General features: G+C 44.6%; 18 protein-coding genes. All 18 read right to left on the reverse strand.

All coding sequences use genetic code 11. The annotated features are described in order from the left end of the window. Positions 1-270, reverse strand: a 270-nt coding sequence (locus BLQ13_RS04640; protein ID WP_090916541.1) for a transposase, incomplete at its 3' end; no start/stop codon positions are given. Positions 271-327: 57 nt separating this feature from the next. Further along, positions 328-876 carry a CPBP family intramembrane glutamic endopeptidase gene (locus BLQ13_RS04645; RefSeq protein WP_167375643.1) on the reverse strand — a complete coding sequence of 183 codons (549 nt, stop codon included), beginning with the start codon at positions 874-876 and terminating at the stop codon, positions 328-330. A 456-nt stretch (positions 877-1,332) separates the two neighbouring features. Continuing rightward, positions 1,333-2,625: a hemolysin family protein gene (locus BLQ13_RS04650; RefSeq protein WP_090916546.1), complete on the reverse strand. Its 1,293-nt coding sequence runs from the start codon at positions 2,623-2,625 to the stop codon at positions 1,333-1,335. Between the two features lie 490 nt (positions 2,626-3,115). After that, the gene (locus BLQ13_RS04655) at positions 3,116-4,684 is read right to left on the reverse strand and encodes a sigma-70 family RNA polymerase sigma factor (RefSeq protein WP_090916548.1); all 1,569 of its coding nucleotides are present in this window, start codon (positions 4,682-4,684) and stop codon (positions 3,116-3,118) included. Positions 4,685-4,890: 206 nt separating this feature from the next. Then, positions 4,891-5,292, reverse strand: a complete 402-nt coding sequence (gerQ, locus tag BLQ13_RS04660; protein WP_240037154.1) for a spore coat protein GerQ — start codon at positions 5,290-5,292, stop codon at positions 4,891-4,893. A 174-nt stretch (positions 5,293-5,466) separates the two neighbouring features. Further along, positions 5,467-5,889, reverse strand: a complete 423-nt coding sequence (locus BLQ13_RS04665) for a cell wall hydrolase (protein WP_090916552.1) — start codon at positions 5,887-5,889, stop codon at positions 5,467-5,469. Between the two features lie 178 nt (positions 5,890-6,067). Continuing rightward, on the reverse strand, positions 6,068-7,828 hold the full coding sequence (locus BLQ13_RS04670; protein WP_090916554.1) for a hypothetical protein: 1,761 nt from the start codon (positions 7,826-7,828) through the stop codon (positions 6,068-6,070). A gap of 146 nt (positions 7,829-7,974) precedes the next feature. Continuing rightward, a complete protein-coding gene (locus BLQ13_RS04675; RefSeq protein ID WP_090916556.1) occupies positions 7,975-8,724 on the reverse strand; it encodes an SDR family NAD(P)-dependent oxidoreductase in 750 nt (249 codons plus the stop codon). Between the two features lie 192 nt (positions 8,725-8,916). Continuing rightward, positions 8,917-9,315 carry a DUF2500 domain-containing protein gene (locus BLQ13_RS04680; protein ID WP_090916558.1) on the reverse strand — a complete coding sequence of 133 codons (399 nt, stop codon included), beginning with the start codon at positions 9,313-9,315 and terminating at the stop codon, positions 8,917-8,919. Between the two features lie 186 nt (positions 9,316-9,501). Then, on the reverse strand, positions 9,502-10,113 hold the full coding sequence (locus BLQ13_RS04685) for a C39 family peptidase (protein ID WP_090916560.1): 612 nt from the start codon (positions 10,111-10,113) through the stop codon (positions 9,502-9,504). Beyond that, positions 10,110-10,235, reverse strand: coding sequence for a hypothetical protein (locus BLQ13_RS28990; protein ID WP_276326717.1), 126 nt, complete (start codon positions 10,233-10,235; stop codon positions 10,110-10,112). The genes BLQ13_RS04685 and BLQ13_RS28990 overlap by 4 nt, the downstream gene beginning before the upstream one ends. A 67-nt stretch (positions 10,236-10,302) precedes the next feature. Then, the gene (locus BLQ13_RS04690; RefSeq protein ID WP_090916562.1) at positions 10,303-10,788 is read right to left on the reverse strand and encodes an AAA family ATPase; all 486 of its coding nucleotides are present in this window, start codon (positions 10,786-10,788) and stop codon (positions 10,303-10,305) included. Between the two features lie 33 nt (positions 10,789-10,821). Then, positions 10,822-11,388 carry a GNAT family N-acetyltransferase gene (locus tag BLQ13_RS04695; RefSeq protein WP_090916564.1) on the reverse strand — a complete coding sequence of 189 codons (567 nt, stop codon included), beginning with the start codon at positions 11,386-11,388 and terminating at the stop codon, positions 10,822-10,824. Between the two features lie 63 nt (positions 11,389-11,451). Next, positions 11,452-12,540, reverse strand: a complete 1,089-nt coding sequence (locus tag BLQ13_RS04700; RefSeq protein ID WP_090916566.1) for a CHAP domain-containing protein — start codon at positions 12,538-12,540, stop codon at positions 11,452-11,454. Between the two features lie 88 nt (positions 12,541-12,628). Continuing rightward, on the reverse strand, positions 12,629-13,105 hold the full coding sequence (locus BLQ13_RS04705) for a GNAT family N-acetyltransferase (RefSeq protein WP_090916568.1): 477 nt from the start codon (positions 13,103-13,105) through the stop codon (positions 12,629-12,631). A 31-nt stretch (positions 13,106-13,136) separates the two neighbouring features. Continuing rightward, positions 13,137-13,916 carry an HAD family hydrolase gene (locus BLQ13_RS04710; protein WP_090916570.1) on the reverse strand — a complete coding sequence of 260 codons (780 nt, stop codon included), beginning with the start codon at positions 13,914-13,916 and terminating at the stop codon, positions 13,137-13,139. A 32-nt stretch (positions 13,917-13,948) separates the two neighbouring features. After that, a complete protein-coding gene (locus tag BLQ13_RS04715) occupies positions 13,949-14,728 on the reverse strand; it encodes a phosphotransferase (protein ID WP_090916573.1) in 780 nt (259 codons plus the stop codon). A 17-nt stretch (positions 14,729-14,745) separates the two neighbouring features. After that, positions 14,746-15,318: a histidine phosphatase family protein gene (locus BLQ13_RS04720; protein WP_090916575.1), complete on the reverse strand. Its 573-nt coding sequence runs from the start codon at positions 15,316-15,318 to the stop codon at positions 14,746-14,748. Positions 15,319-15,388: the final 70 nt, after the last annotated feature.

Raw genomic sequence — 15,388 nt, forward strand, 5'->3', positions numbered from 1 at the left:
TAATTCTTTTGCGCCAAGAAGTTTCAAAGCTTCATCGTATTTCTCCTGCAGTTCTTGATAGTTGGCTGCATCTTGCTGTATTTGTTGCGTTTCTTTTTGTTTTTTAGCCACCAGTTCCCCCACCTCATCTTCATATTGACGAACCCAAGTCGTCAGCGTTTTAGGAGACATGCCGTACTTTCGTGCTACGACCTCTGTCCGGAGGCCAGAAAGCACCTCTACGACATATTCCTTTTTCGCCTCAACTGGGCATCTAAATCGTCTTTTCATGAACACTCTCCTCATTTCATTTAGTGTATCTGAGGTGGCTTCGAGTGTCCAATTGGATTAGGGGGCTTTAAAGGTTTGTATCCAGTCGCCATTAAAATTATTGATATGAATTAGCCCGAATAAAATCGAAGACACAAAAAACATCAACAATTTTAACAGGGTTGAATTGAATTTTCCGAATAATAAATAACGAAAGGTCAACTCCTCAGCGAATGGAGCAATAAAAGGCTGAATTGAACCAATTAACATCAGACTAACCATCGCGTTAGATAAACTATATGTATCATTAACAGACAAAGGTTTATCCATAAGAGAACGAGTTAAACTTAAAATTCCAAAAGCGCCGAGCACAAGTAAAGCGTTCAAAAACAATTTTAGCCATAGTTTATTTTGTTTGTAGTGTTTCCATTGGGAACTTAAGAAATCTTTATACAGCCATATCATAACTAGAAAGCCTGTAAGAAAGATACTCAAACTTAGAGTTATGCCTAATAGTTGTTTTTTCTCTAAGGAGAATTGTCCTAATACTGTGCCAAGTAACATCTCTATAGGTATGATAGATACCCCTATAAAGTCCTTTTTGTTCCATCCAATCCTATTACTCACGTTTATCATTCCTTGTATAAAATTCATCGTGCCCGCTATTGTTTATTCATATAGAATATAAATTCGATATTCTATATAATTCCACAAAATTTAAAAAATAATCTTGTTAAAGAACATGAATTGATGCTCTTCTTCTCCAGAGAGCACTATTTCTCAGGGAAGTTAAATTTTGCTATATACATGCTATAGCATGTAAAGGATATTATAATGAACATGGGATGTCAATAACACCCCTTTGACAGACCTAATTTTAGATATCTTAAACGATTCTAAAGTACGCGTTAACTCACGAGAAGATGTTATAACTGACTAGGCTACGGCTCTAGGACACGCACTCAACTGTCTAAAACCATACACAAAAAAGCCGCTAAACAAGCGGCCTTCTTGTGTAGAACCCAAATTATAGACTTCGAAACCTTGTGTATCTTAAAGGATAAATATAATACATTTGAGAAGCTATGCCCCTGCATCTTCAACGAGCATTTCAAGCTTCATCACATGTACACGCGAGATTCGTTTGTGTTCCGTCTCCTCAATAATAAACAGATATCCATCATATTCAACGGATTGGCCAATTTCAGGAGGAATCGCATCCACTCTGGAATATAACCAGCCGCCAATCGTATCGTAATCCGTTCGATCCATCTCGATACCGAATCGTTCACTAACTTCTTCAATCAGCATTAATCCGTCAATCGAGTATTCCATCTCATTCACTTGTTCAATGGTCGGACGCTCCTGATCGAATTCATCCTGAATCTCACCAACAATCTCTTCCATGATATCTTCAAGCGTGACCATGCCGGAGGTTCCCCCGTATTCATCGATCAGAACAGCAATTTGTGTTTTACTACGCTGCATACGCTTGAGCAGATCACTAATTAACGTCGTATCAGGCACAGCCAGAATCGGACGAATCACGGATATGGTGTCTGTTAACTGTGAACGCATCAGATCCTTAATGTGAATAAAGCCGATAATATGGTCCTTGTCTCCGTTATATACCGGATACCGGGTACGCATGCTTTCGCTCGCAATCTCCATATTTTCCAGCATGGACTGATTGGCGTTGAGACAGATCATTTCCGTCCGCGGAATCATGATTTCACGGGCGGTTGTATCCGTAAAATCAAATATATTATCAACAAGTGCTAATTCAGTGTTATCAATTAAACCGCTCTTATTGCTTTCTTTCATGAGAATACGTATTTCATCTTCACTATGCGCTTCATCCAGTTCTGAAGCAGGTGCCATCCGAAACAGTCTGAGCAAGGCATTAGCCATGCCGTTCAGTACCCAGATAAACGGATACATCAATTTGTAAAAGAACGTCAGCAGTGCCGCAGACCACAGTGTAATGGCTTCTGACTTGCGGATTGCCATCGTTTTGGGAGCCAGTTCACCCAGGACAATATGCAAAATCGTAATAATGACGAACGCAATGACAATCGAGATGCCATGCACATATACCGGACCCAGTCCAAATGCCGTAAATACAGGTTCCAGCAGTCGTGCAATGACGGGCTCTCCCAGCCATCCAAGTCCTAGTGAAGCTAACGTAATGCCTAGCTGACAAGCTGACAAATACGCGTCCATATTACGAATAATGTTTGACGCATATTTCGCATTTCGATTACCCGCTTCTACTAAAGCCTCAATTCGGCTACTTCGCACCTTGACCATTGCAAATTCTGCCGAGACAAAGAAACCATTCATTAATACCAGTAAACCAATTAAAAACAAGCTCATAATACTCGGTAAGGGGTCACTCAAATGTTCTTCCTATTCGCCGTTATCGTTCGGCAAATAGGTCCACCTCCTTCGAAAATGTAGGATATTAGCCATTCTGCCGTTCATATGCAATTTCAACTTCCCAATGCTTCCACCTCCTGCTGTTTGCGCCATAATAACATGGATATACTTCTTTTATTATATAATTCTACACTACACAGTCAATCCGTGTCCTATGACACCTAAAAGGCCAAATCGACAAAATTCGTTTACAAAAGTAGTGATTTCGCTGTTTTATTCACATTTTATGAATTCAGGAAGTCATCTTTATTTTTCGCGAAACATCTCCTTGGCTACGTTAAGAAAAGCCTGTACCCCTGGATAAACATATTCCGTTGCCGGGAAAGCAAGCGTGTTAGAAAGAAGAAAGCCGCCCCAAGTAGAATTATTCTACACTCGGGACAGCTTTATCATGCTTCCTTGTTTTTAATTGAGACTCGAACGATTCTTACTTCTCGCATAGCATCTTTTCAGCCGGGTTCCAGCGCCAAGTCAAATGATGGCTCTCAACATGTAGGCCACCGACCCAATATTCATCCTCTCTGAAGGTAGTCCAGTCGACTTCACCATTCATTACCCGAACCCCGAGTTCCGTCAGAGACAATACAGCATCACGAAATGCTTGATCATACTGGTTATACTTCGGAAAACTTGCCGCTCCTGTCATGCGGATAAGTGCAGCCGGCCCTTCCGACATCCGCTTCAGATGTGCCCAGTATTCCAGATCACCCATGCCGAGCACATGCAACTTATCTCCTACCTTACGAAACAGGTCGTACGGACGATGAATACCTGCTCTGATGGTTTCCAATGTGGTCTGTTCAATACTACCCAAGCCATTGGTTACGGAAGGCAACCTGGACAGATGCGCCTCGAATGCTGCTTTTGCAAATGGGAGTTCATTCATTCCGGATTTTAAGTATTCTTGATGCAACCAAATGTCAGATGAACTGTACGCTTCCCAGAACTGTTTTCCAGCCTGAAGTTCCTGTTTTTCAATGACATGCCAGTTGCCTGACAAACTTCCGATTTGCTTGGGAGTAAGCTGTCCCAGTCCTCTGAAATGCTCTACCTCGGGGTACGAATCGATGCAAAGGAGATTCAGACGTATGTTCTGTAGATCTTGTCCGCTAAAATAATGTAACAAATAGGATAACATCGTTTGATCATAAAGGTCATACTCGAACCATAACACAATCTCTTTATACTGCTGTAACGAACGAAGCTTCTCATCTAATGACTCAATCTGCAAATACACCTTCTGCGGTATGCCCAGTTCCTCTTCCAGTACAACAGCACGATGCTGACGTGCGCTACTATCCGCCATAGCTGTAGTTACAGGACCATACGTGTACAATTCCTTCCAAACGAGAATGTCTCCTTGTATACCGCTTTCCCGTAAGCGATTGGCCGCATGATCCCCATTCATAATATGCAACATGCCTTTTCCTCCTTCATGAAGTTCATTGAACACGGATGCCAGATTTCGTATAGGCAGTGAACGCTTGAGTTTTGTTCGGGCATCAAACAGCCTTTTCTTTAATGCAGATACATTCACATCAAGAAAGTCCGATATTTCTTTGAGCGTGTAGCCTTGAAAATAAAACAGCTCAACCACAACTTGCATCGATGATGGCAACTGGGCAATTGAACGACGTAGCGTTTCCTGCAACTCCTTCTGGATCGCTTGAGCTTCTGGATTACGGGTCTGATCTTCTTCAAGGAATACAGTCTCTACTTCTTGCATAGGAACCACCGAATGCCGCTTGCGTCTGAGCCAGCGATAACATTGCCTTTCAACAATGATTTTGAACCATCCCGGAAAAGCTTCCGGCTTCTCCAATTTGAACAGATTGGCAAACGCTTCGGTAAACGCCTCCTGAACAACATCCTCCGCGCCATATGCATCCTGTAACTGCTGATAGGCCACGGCAAGTGCCATTCCTCGAAAATGCGTCACCAGTTGTTCATAAGCTTCCGTTTCTCCCTGTATTGCTCCTTCAATCCATGATTTCAATACCGCGGACTCCCTTCATCTGTCGTTCATTACTGTCTGAACTTGTATATCTATTGCTTCACTTTTGTATTCTCATATGTAAGTGCCTTGAACTCTTGATTAGGTTACTTTATTTTCGACTACAAATGCAAAAGCCGTCCTGTTTGCAGATGTGAACTGCATTCAGGACAGCATGGATAGACTTATGTGTTGGTATTAACGGAGAATTAACGTCTGCTTGGCGCTTGTGGATAGTTGCCAACAACGCCCGGATATTGATACAGCAATGGCTCATCAAACGTTGCATAGTCGAAGTTAACCATCAGCAACATGATTCTTCTGCCTGTTTTAGGATCACTGATAATGATGTGGTCACGTCCAGCTGCTTCGATAATCCCTTGGAAAATACGAGCATTCCACTCTTTGTTTCCTTCGTATGTCATGTAGAATGTGCCGAATTTACCCAGGTTCAAACGCAAAATATTTTCAATGTATGATTGCTCAAACTGTGGAGCTGTAGTGGAAACGACCGTTCCTGACGGTGTCATTGGGCTTCCGCTGGATACGAGTGGCGGTACGCTGGTGGAGCTAGGAGATACCATACCAGGTGTTGGTGCCATCGACGGCATGCCATTACCGACTTTGTAAGCCGTTCCCTGAACTTGAGAATTCGCTTGTGTCCCTAATACTGAATTGGCTTGTGCGCCCAATACGGAGTTGGCTTGTTGCCCCATAGTTTGAGTTGGTTGATAAGGTGTGTTAATCACAATAATTCCTCCCTGAATATGAAAATTGGTAATGGATTAATAGACGTCCGGACAGTCTTCCCCGGTTGGACTAAAGAAACAATGCGCCTTGAAACGTCCCGTGTTGGGCTGGTTATACCACGTCGCCGGACAATCTCCAACTGGTCTGAAAAACCATAACGAGTTGCTCGCCGGCCAGAAACGCTCTCCGTTAATGACCCGTTGTGCCAACCGAATCTCGGATTGTCTCGCCCGCTGATAGAAGTATCCCTTCTGCGTCGACTCAAAGCCTCCCGGATTCTGAAAGACCATGCGGTTCATATCACGAATGTTGCCAAAATCCAGGCAGTCCGCCAGCACACGATTCACGCCAACATTGCCTACCAGCAACATGCCTTGATCCCCATCACCCTCGGCTTCTGCACGCATTAGTCTAGCCAAGAGCTTGACGTCTTCCGAGTTGGTCTTAATTACTGCCATCGCCTGTTCCCTCCCTTGTAGCAGCTGTTCATCACCGTACATCGTATTGTGCAGGAGCCTATTCGGTGACACTATTCCAGATTTTTTCCACAAAAAAAGCCCGGAACCTCACGCGAGGTGAAGTCCCAAAGCCTTTTCCAACTAACACAAATTAATTTTGCTATGCTCTTGAATCCCGTTAAGGTTTGGCTTCAATCCAGTAATCATAAGCATGGACCAGATTGCCTTTGTAAGCCTTGTATTTAGAGAGCAGGTCTGGCAGTTTGATGAGCTGACTCTCCATCTCCTCGGCTCCTTTTTCGTGAAATGAAATATGTGTACCTTCAAAATTTTCTTTCATTTCGACGGAAATGAGCAGTCGTTTACCCAGACGATCTGCAATCTCCATTTCCTGACTTACGACTGCAGCGATCCCGTTAGAGCCTTCTGCAGTGTTACGGAATGCCATCAAGGATACATGATCAAGCGTATCAATCATGAACTCGGTAACAGAGATATCCTTTCCTGGTAGCGGGTAGGTATCCAGCCACACCGCAAGATCCGCACTGGTTTCAAGGTTGCTGTCTTTCTTCGTTTCTTCTTGGAAATAGGCAATATTCGATGCCCACTCGGTCAGTAACGTATTCCGGTTAGCCTCCCATTCGGGCAACGTATAAGGCTCGATATCCAGATGGATGCCCTCGAACCGCTCATCCGGTTCCACTTCGGCATTGTAGTTTTTCACATAATCGATCAGTCGTTTGATCCGAGGACGATTCTCCTTTTTGCCCCAGATCGGATGTCCACCCATCGCATGAACTTCGATCCCCTGAGCTTTCGCTCTTTTTACAAAACTGCGATAACTGGAGTGGCGCTGATCCAGATCAAGCCGTACGTATAACCAGTTAATCTTTTGCTGCTTGGCAAAAGCCAGAATATGATCGCCGCCATCATCCGTCACTTGTGAAGCCTCCCAGATATAGGTGCCGCGAATTTCAGGTGCACTGGCAGGAGGGTTCACTGGTTTCTCTGGCGGTGTCTGTTCTCCTGGCTCCAGTTCCCCCCAATACGTCAAATCATGGACAGCTGAACCGGCATAGGACTTATGTTCCCGAAATGCAGTTGCGACCTCTTGGAGCGCATTCTCCAGCTGCGCTGAGCCTTTGCCCGCAAAACTGGTAAACTCTTCACCTGGCATCGGCTTGGTGTTTACTCCCACGGTAACACTTGTCCCGCTCGCGTCTGCCCACTGCATCTCCTGTTCAATTATACGAATAATTCCGTTATTTCCTTGTGCATTATCCCGGTAAGCAAGCAGGGTCACATGATCTACATTTTGAATAAACCAGTGTGACAATGCTTCGTTATCTGCATCATCAGCTGTACGATCACCCTTGACCGTGTATGAATCGAGCCAGAAAGGCAGATCAACATGCACGGCTATTCCGCCATCCTGTTTGGCCTGATTTAAAACCATTTTCATATTACTGATCCAGGATTGCACCAATGGTTTGGCGTCTTCCTTCCATGCAGGCAACACGTATGGTTTAACATCCAGATGGATTGCATCAAAACGTTCACTTGCTTCCACCGCCTGATTGTAATCCTGCACCCATGAAGTTAATCGAAGCATCGGACCCTCGCGGCCTTGAACACCCCAGAAAGGGTCGCCACCCAGTGCCTCAATGGCAATACCTTCACGATCCGCTTTGGCAATAAATGCTCGATACACCTCTTTGGATATGGTCGTGTCTACGTTTACATACAGCCGATTAATCTTATGTTTAGCCGCATTTTCCAGCAGCTCATCTCCTGCACTCTTAACAGACTGTGCCTGCCATACCCAGGCAGCCCGTATATCCACATCTTCAGCTGTAGCAGGTGACTTGATCCCGATCATTATCATTCCTCCGATCAGTAATAACAGCCAAAATACTTTCCGGGACGTTTTCCCGAACATACACTCCCTCCATTCCTGTTCTGTTGTAAAATCACATTCATTATAGCAACCGACTTATCAAAAACAAATAAGCCCAAGTGCTTAACTTGGGCTTATTCCAGCTTCGAGGGATATCGAAAGACCGGCTTCGGGGCGACGTCCCGGTTCTAGTCCTCATATATCATTTTTCGGGTCATGCCTCCATCAACTACGAGATTAGTCCCTGTGACAAAGGTATTAGCAGGGTCGGACAAATACAGACAGGCCCTTGAAATATCCGATGGCACACCAACCCGACCGGATGGATGCTGCTCGTGGTCTTCCGCTTTGAGTTTGGACACATCTCCAGTCTCAATCCAGCCGGGACTGATACAATTGACCCGAATTTGGTCCTTACCAAGTGAGACTGCCATCGCATGTGTCAGCGCTGTAATTGCACCTTTTGATGCGGCATATGCCTCGCTATTCGGCTCAGACATTAGTGCACGGGTCGAAGCCATATTTACGATGGCCCCGCCATGTTCATTTTTTTTCATATGCCGGGCCGCCTCCCGACTTGCCAGAAAACAGCTTCTTACATTCGTATTGAGCACATCGTCCCATTCATCCACCGTTAGCTCATAGGGCGATTCCCACCTGGACACTCCAGCATTATTCACCAATACATCAATCTGTTTGAACTCTTTCACTGTGGTATCGAATAGCTGCTGAATATCTTGCTCTTTCCGCACATCACACTGCACAAAGATCGCTTCGCCGCCCTCATTGCGGATCGAAGCCGCTGCCGCTGCTCCCTCGGCTTCCTGAACATCGGCAAGCACGACTCTAGCCCCGGCAACCGCATAAGCTTCTGCCACACTTCGTCCAATTCCCTGAGCCGCTCCCGTGACAACAACAACTTGATCTGTAAATGACATGACCATATTCCTCCTCTGGTAAGACTCTCTGTTTAATTTGATGTACTAATTACCTTGTTCATTTCTTATCGATTTCCACTAACTCTATACTAATATACAAACACGTTCGCCCCTTTAAGAAACGCTTGTCCCCTAATCCGTCAAAAAAAGCTTACGCCATTCGGGCGCAAGCTACTCCATTTTCAACTTCTTTTAACCTCGTAAACGTTCAGTGTACAGACGATTCGTGCGTTCAAATCCAATATACCGGGTTCCCTTGAAGGAGAGCCGTCCTTCATCCCCTTCGGCACACATACCATACTCTTCACCATTCACTTTGAATTCCAAGCGGTCACCGCTCTCTACTTCAAAAGTGACGTAATACAATGTTCGTGCGGCATTTGTGGTGCCGGATTCGGAAGGCGACTGGCTCATCTTAACCCGTCTGCTAGTGATGCGAGAGTGTACAGTCAGCAGAGGCTCTGCATTGTTGCGCCCCCACCTCCATACTTCTTTGCCCATTGATAACAGCACGATACCCAGAATCAGGACAAATGCCACCGGAAAGACGGTTCCAAACAAATCAAACATCCAGGATGATTCAATGCCCATGTCTCTCCCCTCCGTTCATACTTGGGACAGCCGGAGTCTTGACCCGTCTTCTGTAATGTATATGCGGACGAACACAGAACTTGTTAACCTGATGAAATATTTACATCGTATATCTCAGGTGGAGCACGATCGATTAGATCTTGAAAATAACCCAGCCATGCTTCAACCGTTCTATAGCACAATTTATTACTCAGATTTATCTAAAGAATCAGGTTTGGGGTCAATCACGATATAGGAGTTGCGGCTGAAAGGCAGCCATGTGTTCCATAACAACTCCAGTTCATCTATACTAATCTTCCGATTGTACTGCGCTTCATCACAATTCCGCTTGAAATCCAGTGACTCTGCCAGATAAAAATGAGTTTCATCATACCCGACAACAGGCACAAAGTGCAAAAATCGCCGGTCCGAATGAACCCTGATGAACAGAATGACAGGCACGCCGCGACTGATCTGCTTTCTTAACGTAGTGACATTACCACGCAAATACGTTGCAGAGTAGCCGAGTTTTTTGAAAAACACAATTATCGCTTTTGGATAAAAGGTGCCCTCCAGTAATTTGCGCGGATACCTCCGATAAAGCTCATCTCCTTCGGATTCGATACCAAAATGTCTTAACACATATGCACTGGAAAATGCAGCACATTCGACGTTCTTCTGTACCTCCGTCCTGTTGGGGGACGAAATGAAATATGTAGAGGGTACTTTTACGCTGTACATATGATCTTTCTTCGGAATACTATAATAGCGATAAATTAACCAGATGATTGCCAGCCATATGATGGTGTTGAATATCATTTCGAACCTTCCTCCTGCCAATCACTGGACAATAAACTGTACGTCACAATGTTCTCATAATGATTATATAACCACTGAGCCTGTCTGGATGTGCCTTCGTTTATGACTTGAAAAGGGAGCATGTAAACCCTCCAATCGTTGATAAAGTTTACGTTCTGAACGTTTTTTCCATCCAGATATAAGACTAGTCTACCAATTCTTCCTTACCCACTCTTCAATCTGTTTTGCAGCTTCCTCAGAAGACAAATCGGTTGTATCCACCGTTGGCATCGCCGGGTCAAAGGCTTTATCCGCGTTCTGCAACAACCAGTTCGCAAAATTACGATGATCTTCAATCGCATTTTCGTCCCAGCCCCGTGCCCGCAACCGCATTTCACGCGTAGCATCATCACAATGTAGGTTAATGTAAAGAATACGATCAAATCGTTCAATATAGTTGGAAGATGCAATATTTTCGGGTACCATCGTGCCGCATAGAACGGTACCTCTTCCGCTTAACGAGATGCTATAAGCAACGCGCAGCCAATTCTCTTTGGCAATCTGCCAATCGACATTGTTGATGATATCCATATCAAAGACGTCAAATTCAGGCAAAAGCTTGCGCAAATGTGATGACACCGTTGTTTTGCCCGTACCGCTCGCGCCTGTGATTACAAATAAAGGTAGTTTACTCATTAGAATATTCCTCCTGTTGTCGTCTTATAAGCTCTAATCTCGCTGTGAATCGATAGAATGCCATTCCTCAGTCCTTAGGCCGTACATCACTCGATGTAGAAATCTCCCATTCAAAAACTCATAATCCCGTAGCTCACCTTCACGTTGAAAACCCAGTTTCTCGGGTATAGCACGACTTCTCCGATTGTCCGTTGCCGCACCAATCTCCACTTTATTTAATCCAAGCTGCTCAAAAGCGTGCTCAATCAGTACGTTGACTGCTTTCGTGATGAGTCCATTCCCCTCATATTCCTGACCAAGCCAATAACCAATCTCAGCCTTTCTGTTTTCAAGGTCAATATCACAATATCCAATCGAACCCGCCAGTTCACCTTGGAACCAGATCCCTAACCAGTATCCTTCCTCTCGTGCGTAACGCAGACGAGTTCGTTCAATAAAACCGGCTGAATCCTCTTCAGCCAAAGTCATGTCAGGAATCCTGAGCCAGGCTCCGAGATGTTCCCGGTTACGATCAATTAATCGGAATAACGCTGTAGCGTCATTGGATGTAAAAAGCGAAAGGTACGCTGTATCTGTACGGTCTAAGGCATGTTTAAACATAATTAATCCTCCCAGATGTTTATTCTAAATCCTCCTTAATCTGCTACCAGCCAGCTTCAAATCTTAAATCGGTCGATATTCCCCTTCGAAATGAAATTGGTAGTCATTACTGATCCGAATGTATCCAAGAATACAGTCACCTCTGGATCTGTTCACGATGCCCGAGTAGTTGTGATTATCCACGTTTCCTTCTGCGACGAGTAAATAATCTCCCTCACAAGACAAAACGATACCAATATGATCATGCGAGTCATCGGACAGCAGTTTTTCATATACGACCAAGTCACCACGCTCTGGCTTGAAACCATCTTCCTGATCAAGATAGAAAAATCCAGTTTCAGGTAATCTCGACCAGTCCAGCCATGCTCCAACTCCAGCTAAACGATACGTCCGGTTGGGATAACGAATAGGCAGCTTAATGTCAACCTGCATACAGCAATGATACACAAAAGCCGCGCACCAATTATACTTAAGTATCGTGTGAATATCGGGGTCCGGCCAATACTGGCAAATCTGCCGAAAGTATTCATTCTCTGGAACTCCGATAATCTTTTGCTTGGCTAACTTTTCTGCAGCATCAGCAAGGGCTGAGCGTCTTTGTTCACAGTAATCCTGTTTTTCTACCGTTGAGCCTGTGGAATCCATTTCATCCACCTCAACCGTCATTCCAAGCTCATGCAATATATGATGTAATCTGACCTTCTCCATCCTCGTCTTCATTAAACTCTGTCTTACAGGAGAGAAGTTCATATGTAAATGGATCGCATCTTTTAAAATCTCTTCGTACGAACCCTGAACCTGCTGGCATGCCTCTTGAACAAAAATCGAATTCAGTATGATATACAACTCTTCCTCACTGAATAGCTGTAAAGCCCGGAGTAGCTGCCTTGCAGTATCTGCGCTATTAGGACCCGGGAAAACATTGATCCCGGTTCTGTAAAGGTAACATCCGTGAAGCAAACCTGTGATCGCGGCCAGTTCCTGGTTTACTCCTCTTCGTGTCGCAAGCAAGGAAGCGAAACTGGACACACCAACAAGTTGAATCCACACCTCTTCTTGACCCGGGAACCCTTCGTGAGACATTGTACGAATAACACGTGACACTTCGTCTATTCTATTATTTCGGGTTCCTATAGTACCACCTGTCTTCATCTCATCGCAACCCTTCAATATTCTTGTGCGTCATCCGGCTACTCGCAAAAAGCAAAGTAACAACTTCGCAGAGCCAAGCAAACCAACTCTACAGTAGCTGCTTTTTCAAATCCATCCGTATGTACGTTTTCTCGTAACTTGAACCATCTTCATTGTAGTAAACAGCCTGTTTGGAATAAGGTTCAGAGATGGCATGATAACCGTGCTTCGAGATCAGCTTGATCATTCTGGGATTTTCGACAGGATCAACGCTCACAAATATTTCGCTACAACCCAATTCTTTCGCACGTTCTTCTCTATACCGAATCAATGCTGACCCAGCACCCTGACCGCGATATATTTCCTTAACGTACAGATCACTTAATTTAGGAACCAGCTTTCCTTGTAATTTAAGAACTCCAAACCCCATGATGACGCTATCCTCATCCTCGGTTTCAGCAAGGACCACAATGACTTCTTTATTTTCTTGCTGTTTCATGTAGGACATGAATAAGGTCTCGTTGTTTCGAACAGAACAGAGTCCTGCGATGTCCCTGGCGACAGCTGTTCTTACGCTATATTTCATAAATCTGTACCTCCACAATCCGTTCACGACATTACTGACAAAGTCTCTCCAAAATAACAGCCACCCCGTCATTTTCATTCGTTTCTGTTATCTCTTTGGCTCTGCATTTCAAATCCTCGATGGCATTCCCCATCGCCACAGGCCAACCACATTGATCAAACAGACCGATATCGTTTACATCATCCCCAAACACCATCACATCTTGCATTGCAACACCCATGGCGTCACAGATCACAGAGACGGCATGTTCCTTGGATGCATTCAACGCCGAGACTTGTGTTAATTCACCTTGATCCGTGATCAATATGTTTAATTTTCCTTCAAAGCGTTCTTGAAAAGCCACCCGGTCCAGATTGCCTGTGAAAAGGATCTTGGATGCTTCTTGCTGTTTAAGCTCCATCAAAGACCTGACCATAGGTTGCCCTTTTACTTTCATGATTGTCTCTGCATCATAAGGCTTCAAACTCATCCATACATCTCTCACTTCTAAACTAATTTCCAGATTCGGATTACATGCCAAACAATAGTCTAGAACCTCAGCCGTTAATGCAGGTGTGATTCCAATGTGATTTTGTTTTCCAGTATGTATGCAATTTGTATACGCGCCGTTGTAATACACAAATGATCCGAGCTCCAGCAATTCTTCGGGCAAAAAAGCTTTCACTGCCCTCGGCGGACGCGCCGTTGCAAATATGAATTTCATTCCACGATGGGCACAATCTTGAATCGCCTTTACGTTTCGCTCGGAGACTTCTTTGTTTGCCTTCAATAGGGTTCCATCCAAATCTACAATAATTACCGGGAATTTCATGGCACAGCCCCTGTCTCACTTTTGTGCACTTTTTAGAAAAAGTTATATATCCCATCTTCGAAATACCGATACTCTTCCTCCGTCAATCTCCGCTTGCCATACGCATCGTAAAAAATATCTTTATCCCGCTCATCCTCGAAGGCATTCGTTTTTGGACGAATGGCCAAAGCCACGTCATACCGGGGATCACCATAGGTTGCGCCCGCCCAATAGATTATTCCTACGACCTCACGATCACAGACGAGCACGTTATCGATGGTAAAATCACCGTGAATTAAGGTAGGTTGCACTGTGCTTGGACGATTCTTTTTCAGATGTGTGAGCAAATGTTCGTTCCCGTCTATTGAGTAATGAGCTAGATTGTACTCCGCCTTGGATAACATCGCATCGAGCCAAGTAGACTCTACATGTTGCCATTCCATTGGACAAGCGCATTCATGTAGCTTTCTCAAGGAAAGTCCGAAGCTGGTAATTGCCTTTTCCTTATCCTCTTTAGCTGGATGGCTGGCAAGAAATTGTCTCAACGATATTCCTTCTATATAATCCATCAACAGCCATCTTGATTGATGCTCTGCATAAAATGAATGCGTTTTCGGAATAGGGATTCCTGTTCCTTGAAGAAGCTGCATTGCGGCATATTCATCAGACAACCATGCATTGTAGAGTTCGTGCTCTGTTTTCTTGATAACATATCTCTGATCTGCTGTCTCCAGAACGGCAACGGTAGAGGTGTGACCTTGCCGTGGAAACGTAATTCGCTGTACGGTTCCAATCTGCCCCAATATCTTCGATGGAATATCTGCGAGTTGCATGGGATTCCCTCCTCCACCTAAGTGAGATGTTTAGTACAGTTATAGAGCGAGCAATCCCACCGAGGAGTTCCGCTATGCAAGTGAGTTACCGATGTGTTTAATAGATTTCCTCTGATATCCATATGAGTAAGAATTCTTTTCATAGTAAGGCTAAGAAATGCTCCATGGCTTACAACTAATATGTTCTCACCTGAATGCCGGTTAGCTAAGTCGGCAAGGCACTGCCTTCCCCTTTTTACAATCGATTCATGGGATTCAATCCCCAAATCCAGCTTGGACCATCCATAACCCCACCGATCTACACGTTCCTGCTCCGTCGTACCTTCAATCTGGCCACAGTCCATCTCGCGTAACCGCTCATCCACACGTACTTCAATCGAACTCGCTTCGCCAAGGATAGATGCCGTTTCCAATGCTCTCGACAAATCACTTGAATAGATGTAATGCCATTGTTCCGATCGAATTCGGTCAGCAAGCAAATGTGCCTGTCTTCTCCCCTCTGCATTGAGCGGGATATCGGTATGCCCTTGTGTCCGGTATTCATCATTCCAGTCCGTTGCACCGTGGCGGATAACGCCGATCATAGCCATATGTATTCCTCTTTTCTAGATACACTCATGAATCCCTGCATCTTCCATGTAAAACGAAGCTAACACATAC

The sequence above is a fragment of the Paenibacillus polysaccharolyticus genome (genome assembly GCF_900102085.1).
GTDB lineage: Bacteria > Bacillota > Bacilli > Paenibacillales > Paenibacillaceae > Paenibacillus > Paenibacillus polysaccharolyticus.

What these genes read in the sequence shown, in the direction of transcription:
- BLQ13_RS04650 (WP_090916546.1), bottom strand. Translation starts at nt 2,625, where the DNA reads ATGAGCTTGTTTTTAATTGGTTTACTGGTATTAATGAATGGTTTCTTT.
- gerQ (WP_240037154.1), bottom strand. Translation starts at nt 5,292, where the DNA reads ATGCCGTCGATGGCACCAACACCTGGTATGGTATCTCCTAGCTCCACC.
- BLQ13_RS04665 (WP_090916552.1), bottom strand. Translation starts at nt 5,889, where the DNA reads ATGGCAGTAATTAAGACCAACTCGGAAGACGTCAAGCTCTTGGCTAGA.
- BLQ13_RS04670 (WP_090916554.1), bottom strand. Translation starts at nt 7,828, where the DNA reads ATGTTCGGGAAAACGTCCCGGAAAGTATTTTGGCTGTTATTACTGATC.
- BLQ13_RS04675 (WP_090916556.1), bottom strand. Translation starts at nt 8,724, where the DNA reads ATGTCATTTACAGATCAAGTTGTTGTTGTCACGGGAGCGGCTCAGGGA.
- BLQ13_RS04680 (WP_090916558.1), bottom strand. Translation starts at nt 9,315, where the DNA reads ATGGGCATTGAATCATCCTGGATGTTTGATTTGTTTGGAACCGTCTTT.
- BLQ13_RS04685 (WP_090916560.1), bottom strand. Translation starts at nt 10,113, where the DNA reads ATGATATTCAACACCATCATATGGCTGGCAATCATCTGGTTAATTTAT.
- BLQ13_RS28990 (WP_276326717.1), bottom strand. Translation starts at nt 10,235, where the DNA reads ATGCTCCCTTTTCAAGTCATAAACGAAGGCACATCCAGACAGGCTCAG.
- BLQ13_RS04690 (WP_090916562.1), bottom strand. Translation starts at nt 10,788, where the DNA reads ATGAGTAAACTACCTTTATTTGTAATCACAGGCGCGAGCGGTACGGGC.
- BLQ13_RS04695 (WP_090916564.1), bottom strand. Translation starts at nt 11,388, where the DNA reads ATGTTTAAACATGCCTTAGACCGTACAGATACAGCGTACCTTTCGCTT.
- BLQ13_RS04700 (WP_090916566.1), bottom strand. Translation starts at nt 12,540, where the DNA reads ATGAAGACAGGTGGTACTATAGGAACCCGAAATAATAGAATAGACGAA.
- BLQ13_RS04705 (WP_090916568.1), bottom strand. Translation starts at nt 13,105, where the DNA reads ATGAAATATAGCGTAAGAACAGCTGTCGCCAGGGACATCGCAGGACTC.
- BLQ13_RS04710 (WP_090916570.1), bottom strand. Translation starts at nt 13,916, where the DNA reads ATGAAATTCCCGGTAATTATTGTAGATTTGGATGGAACCCTATTGAAG.
- BLQ13_RS04715 (WP_090916573.1), bottom strand. Translation starts at nt 14,728, where the DNA reads ATGCAACTCGCAGATATTCCATCGAAGATATTGGGGCAGATTGGAACC.
- BLQ13_RS04720 (WP_090916575.1), bottom strand. Translation starts at nt 15,318, where the DNA reads ATGGCTATGATCGGCGTTATCCGCCACGGTGCAACGGACTGGAATGAT.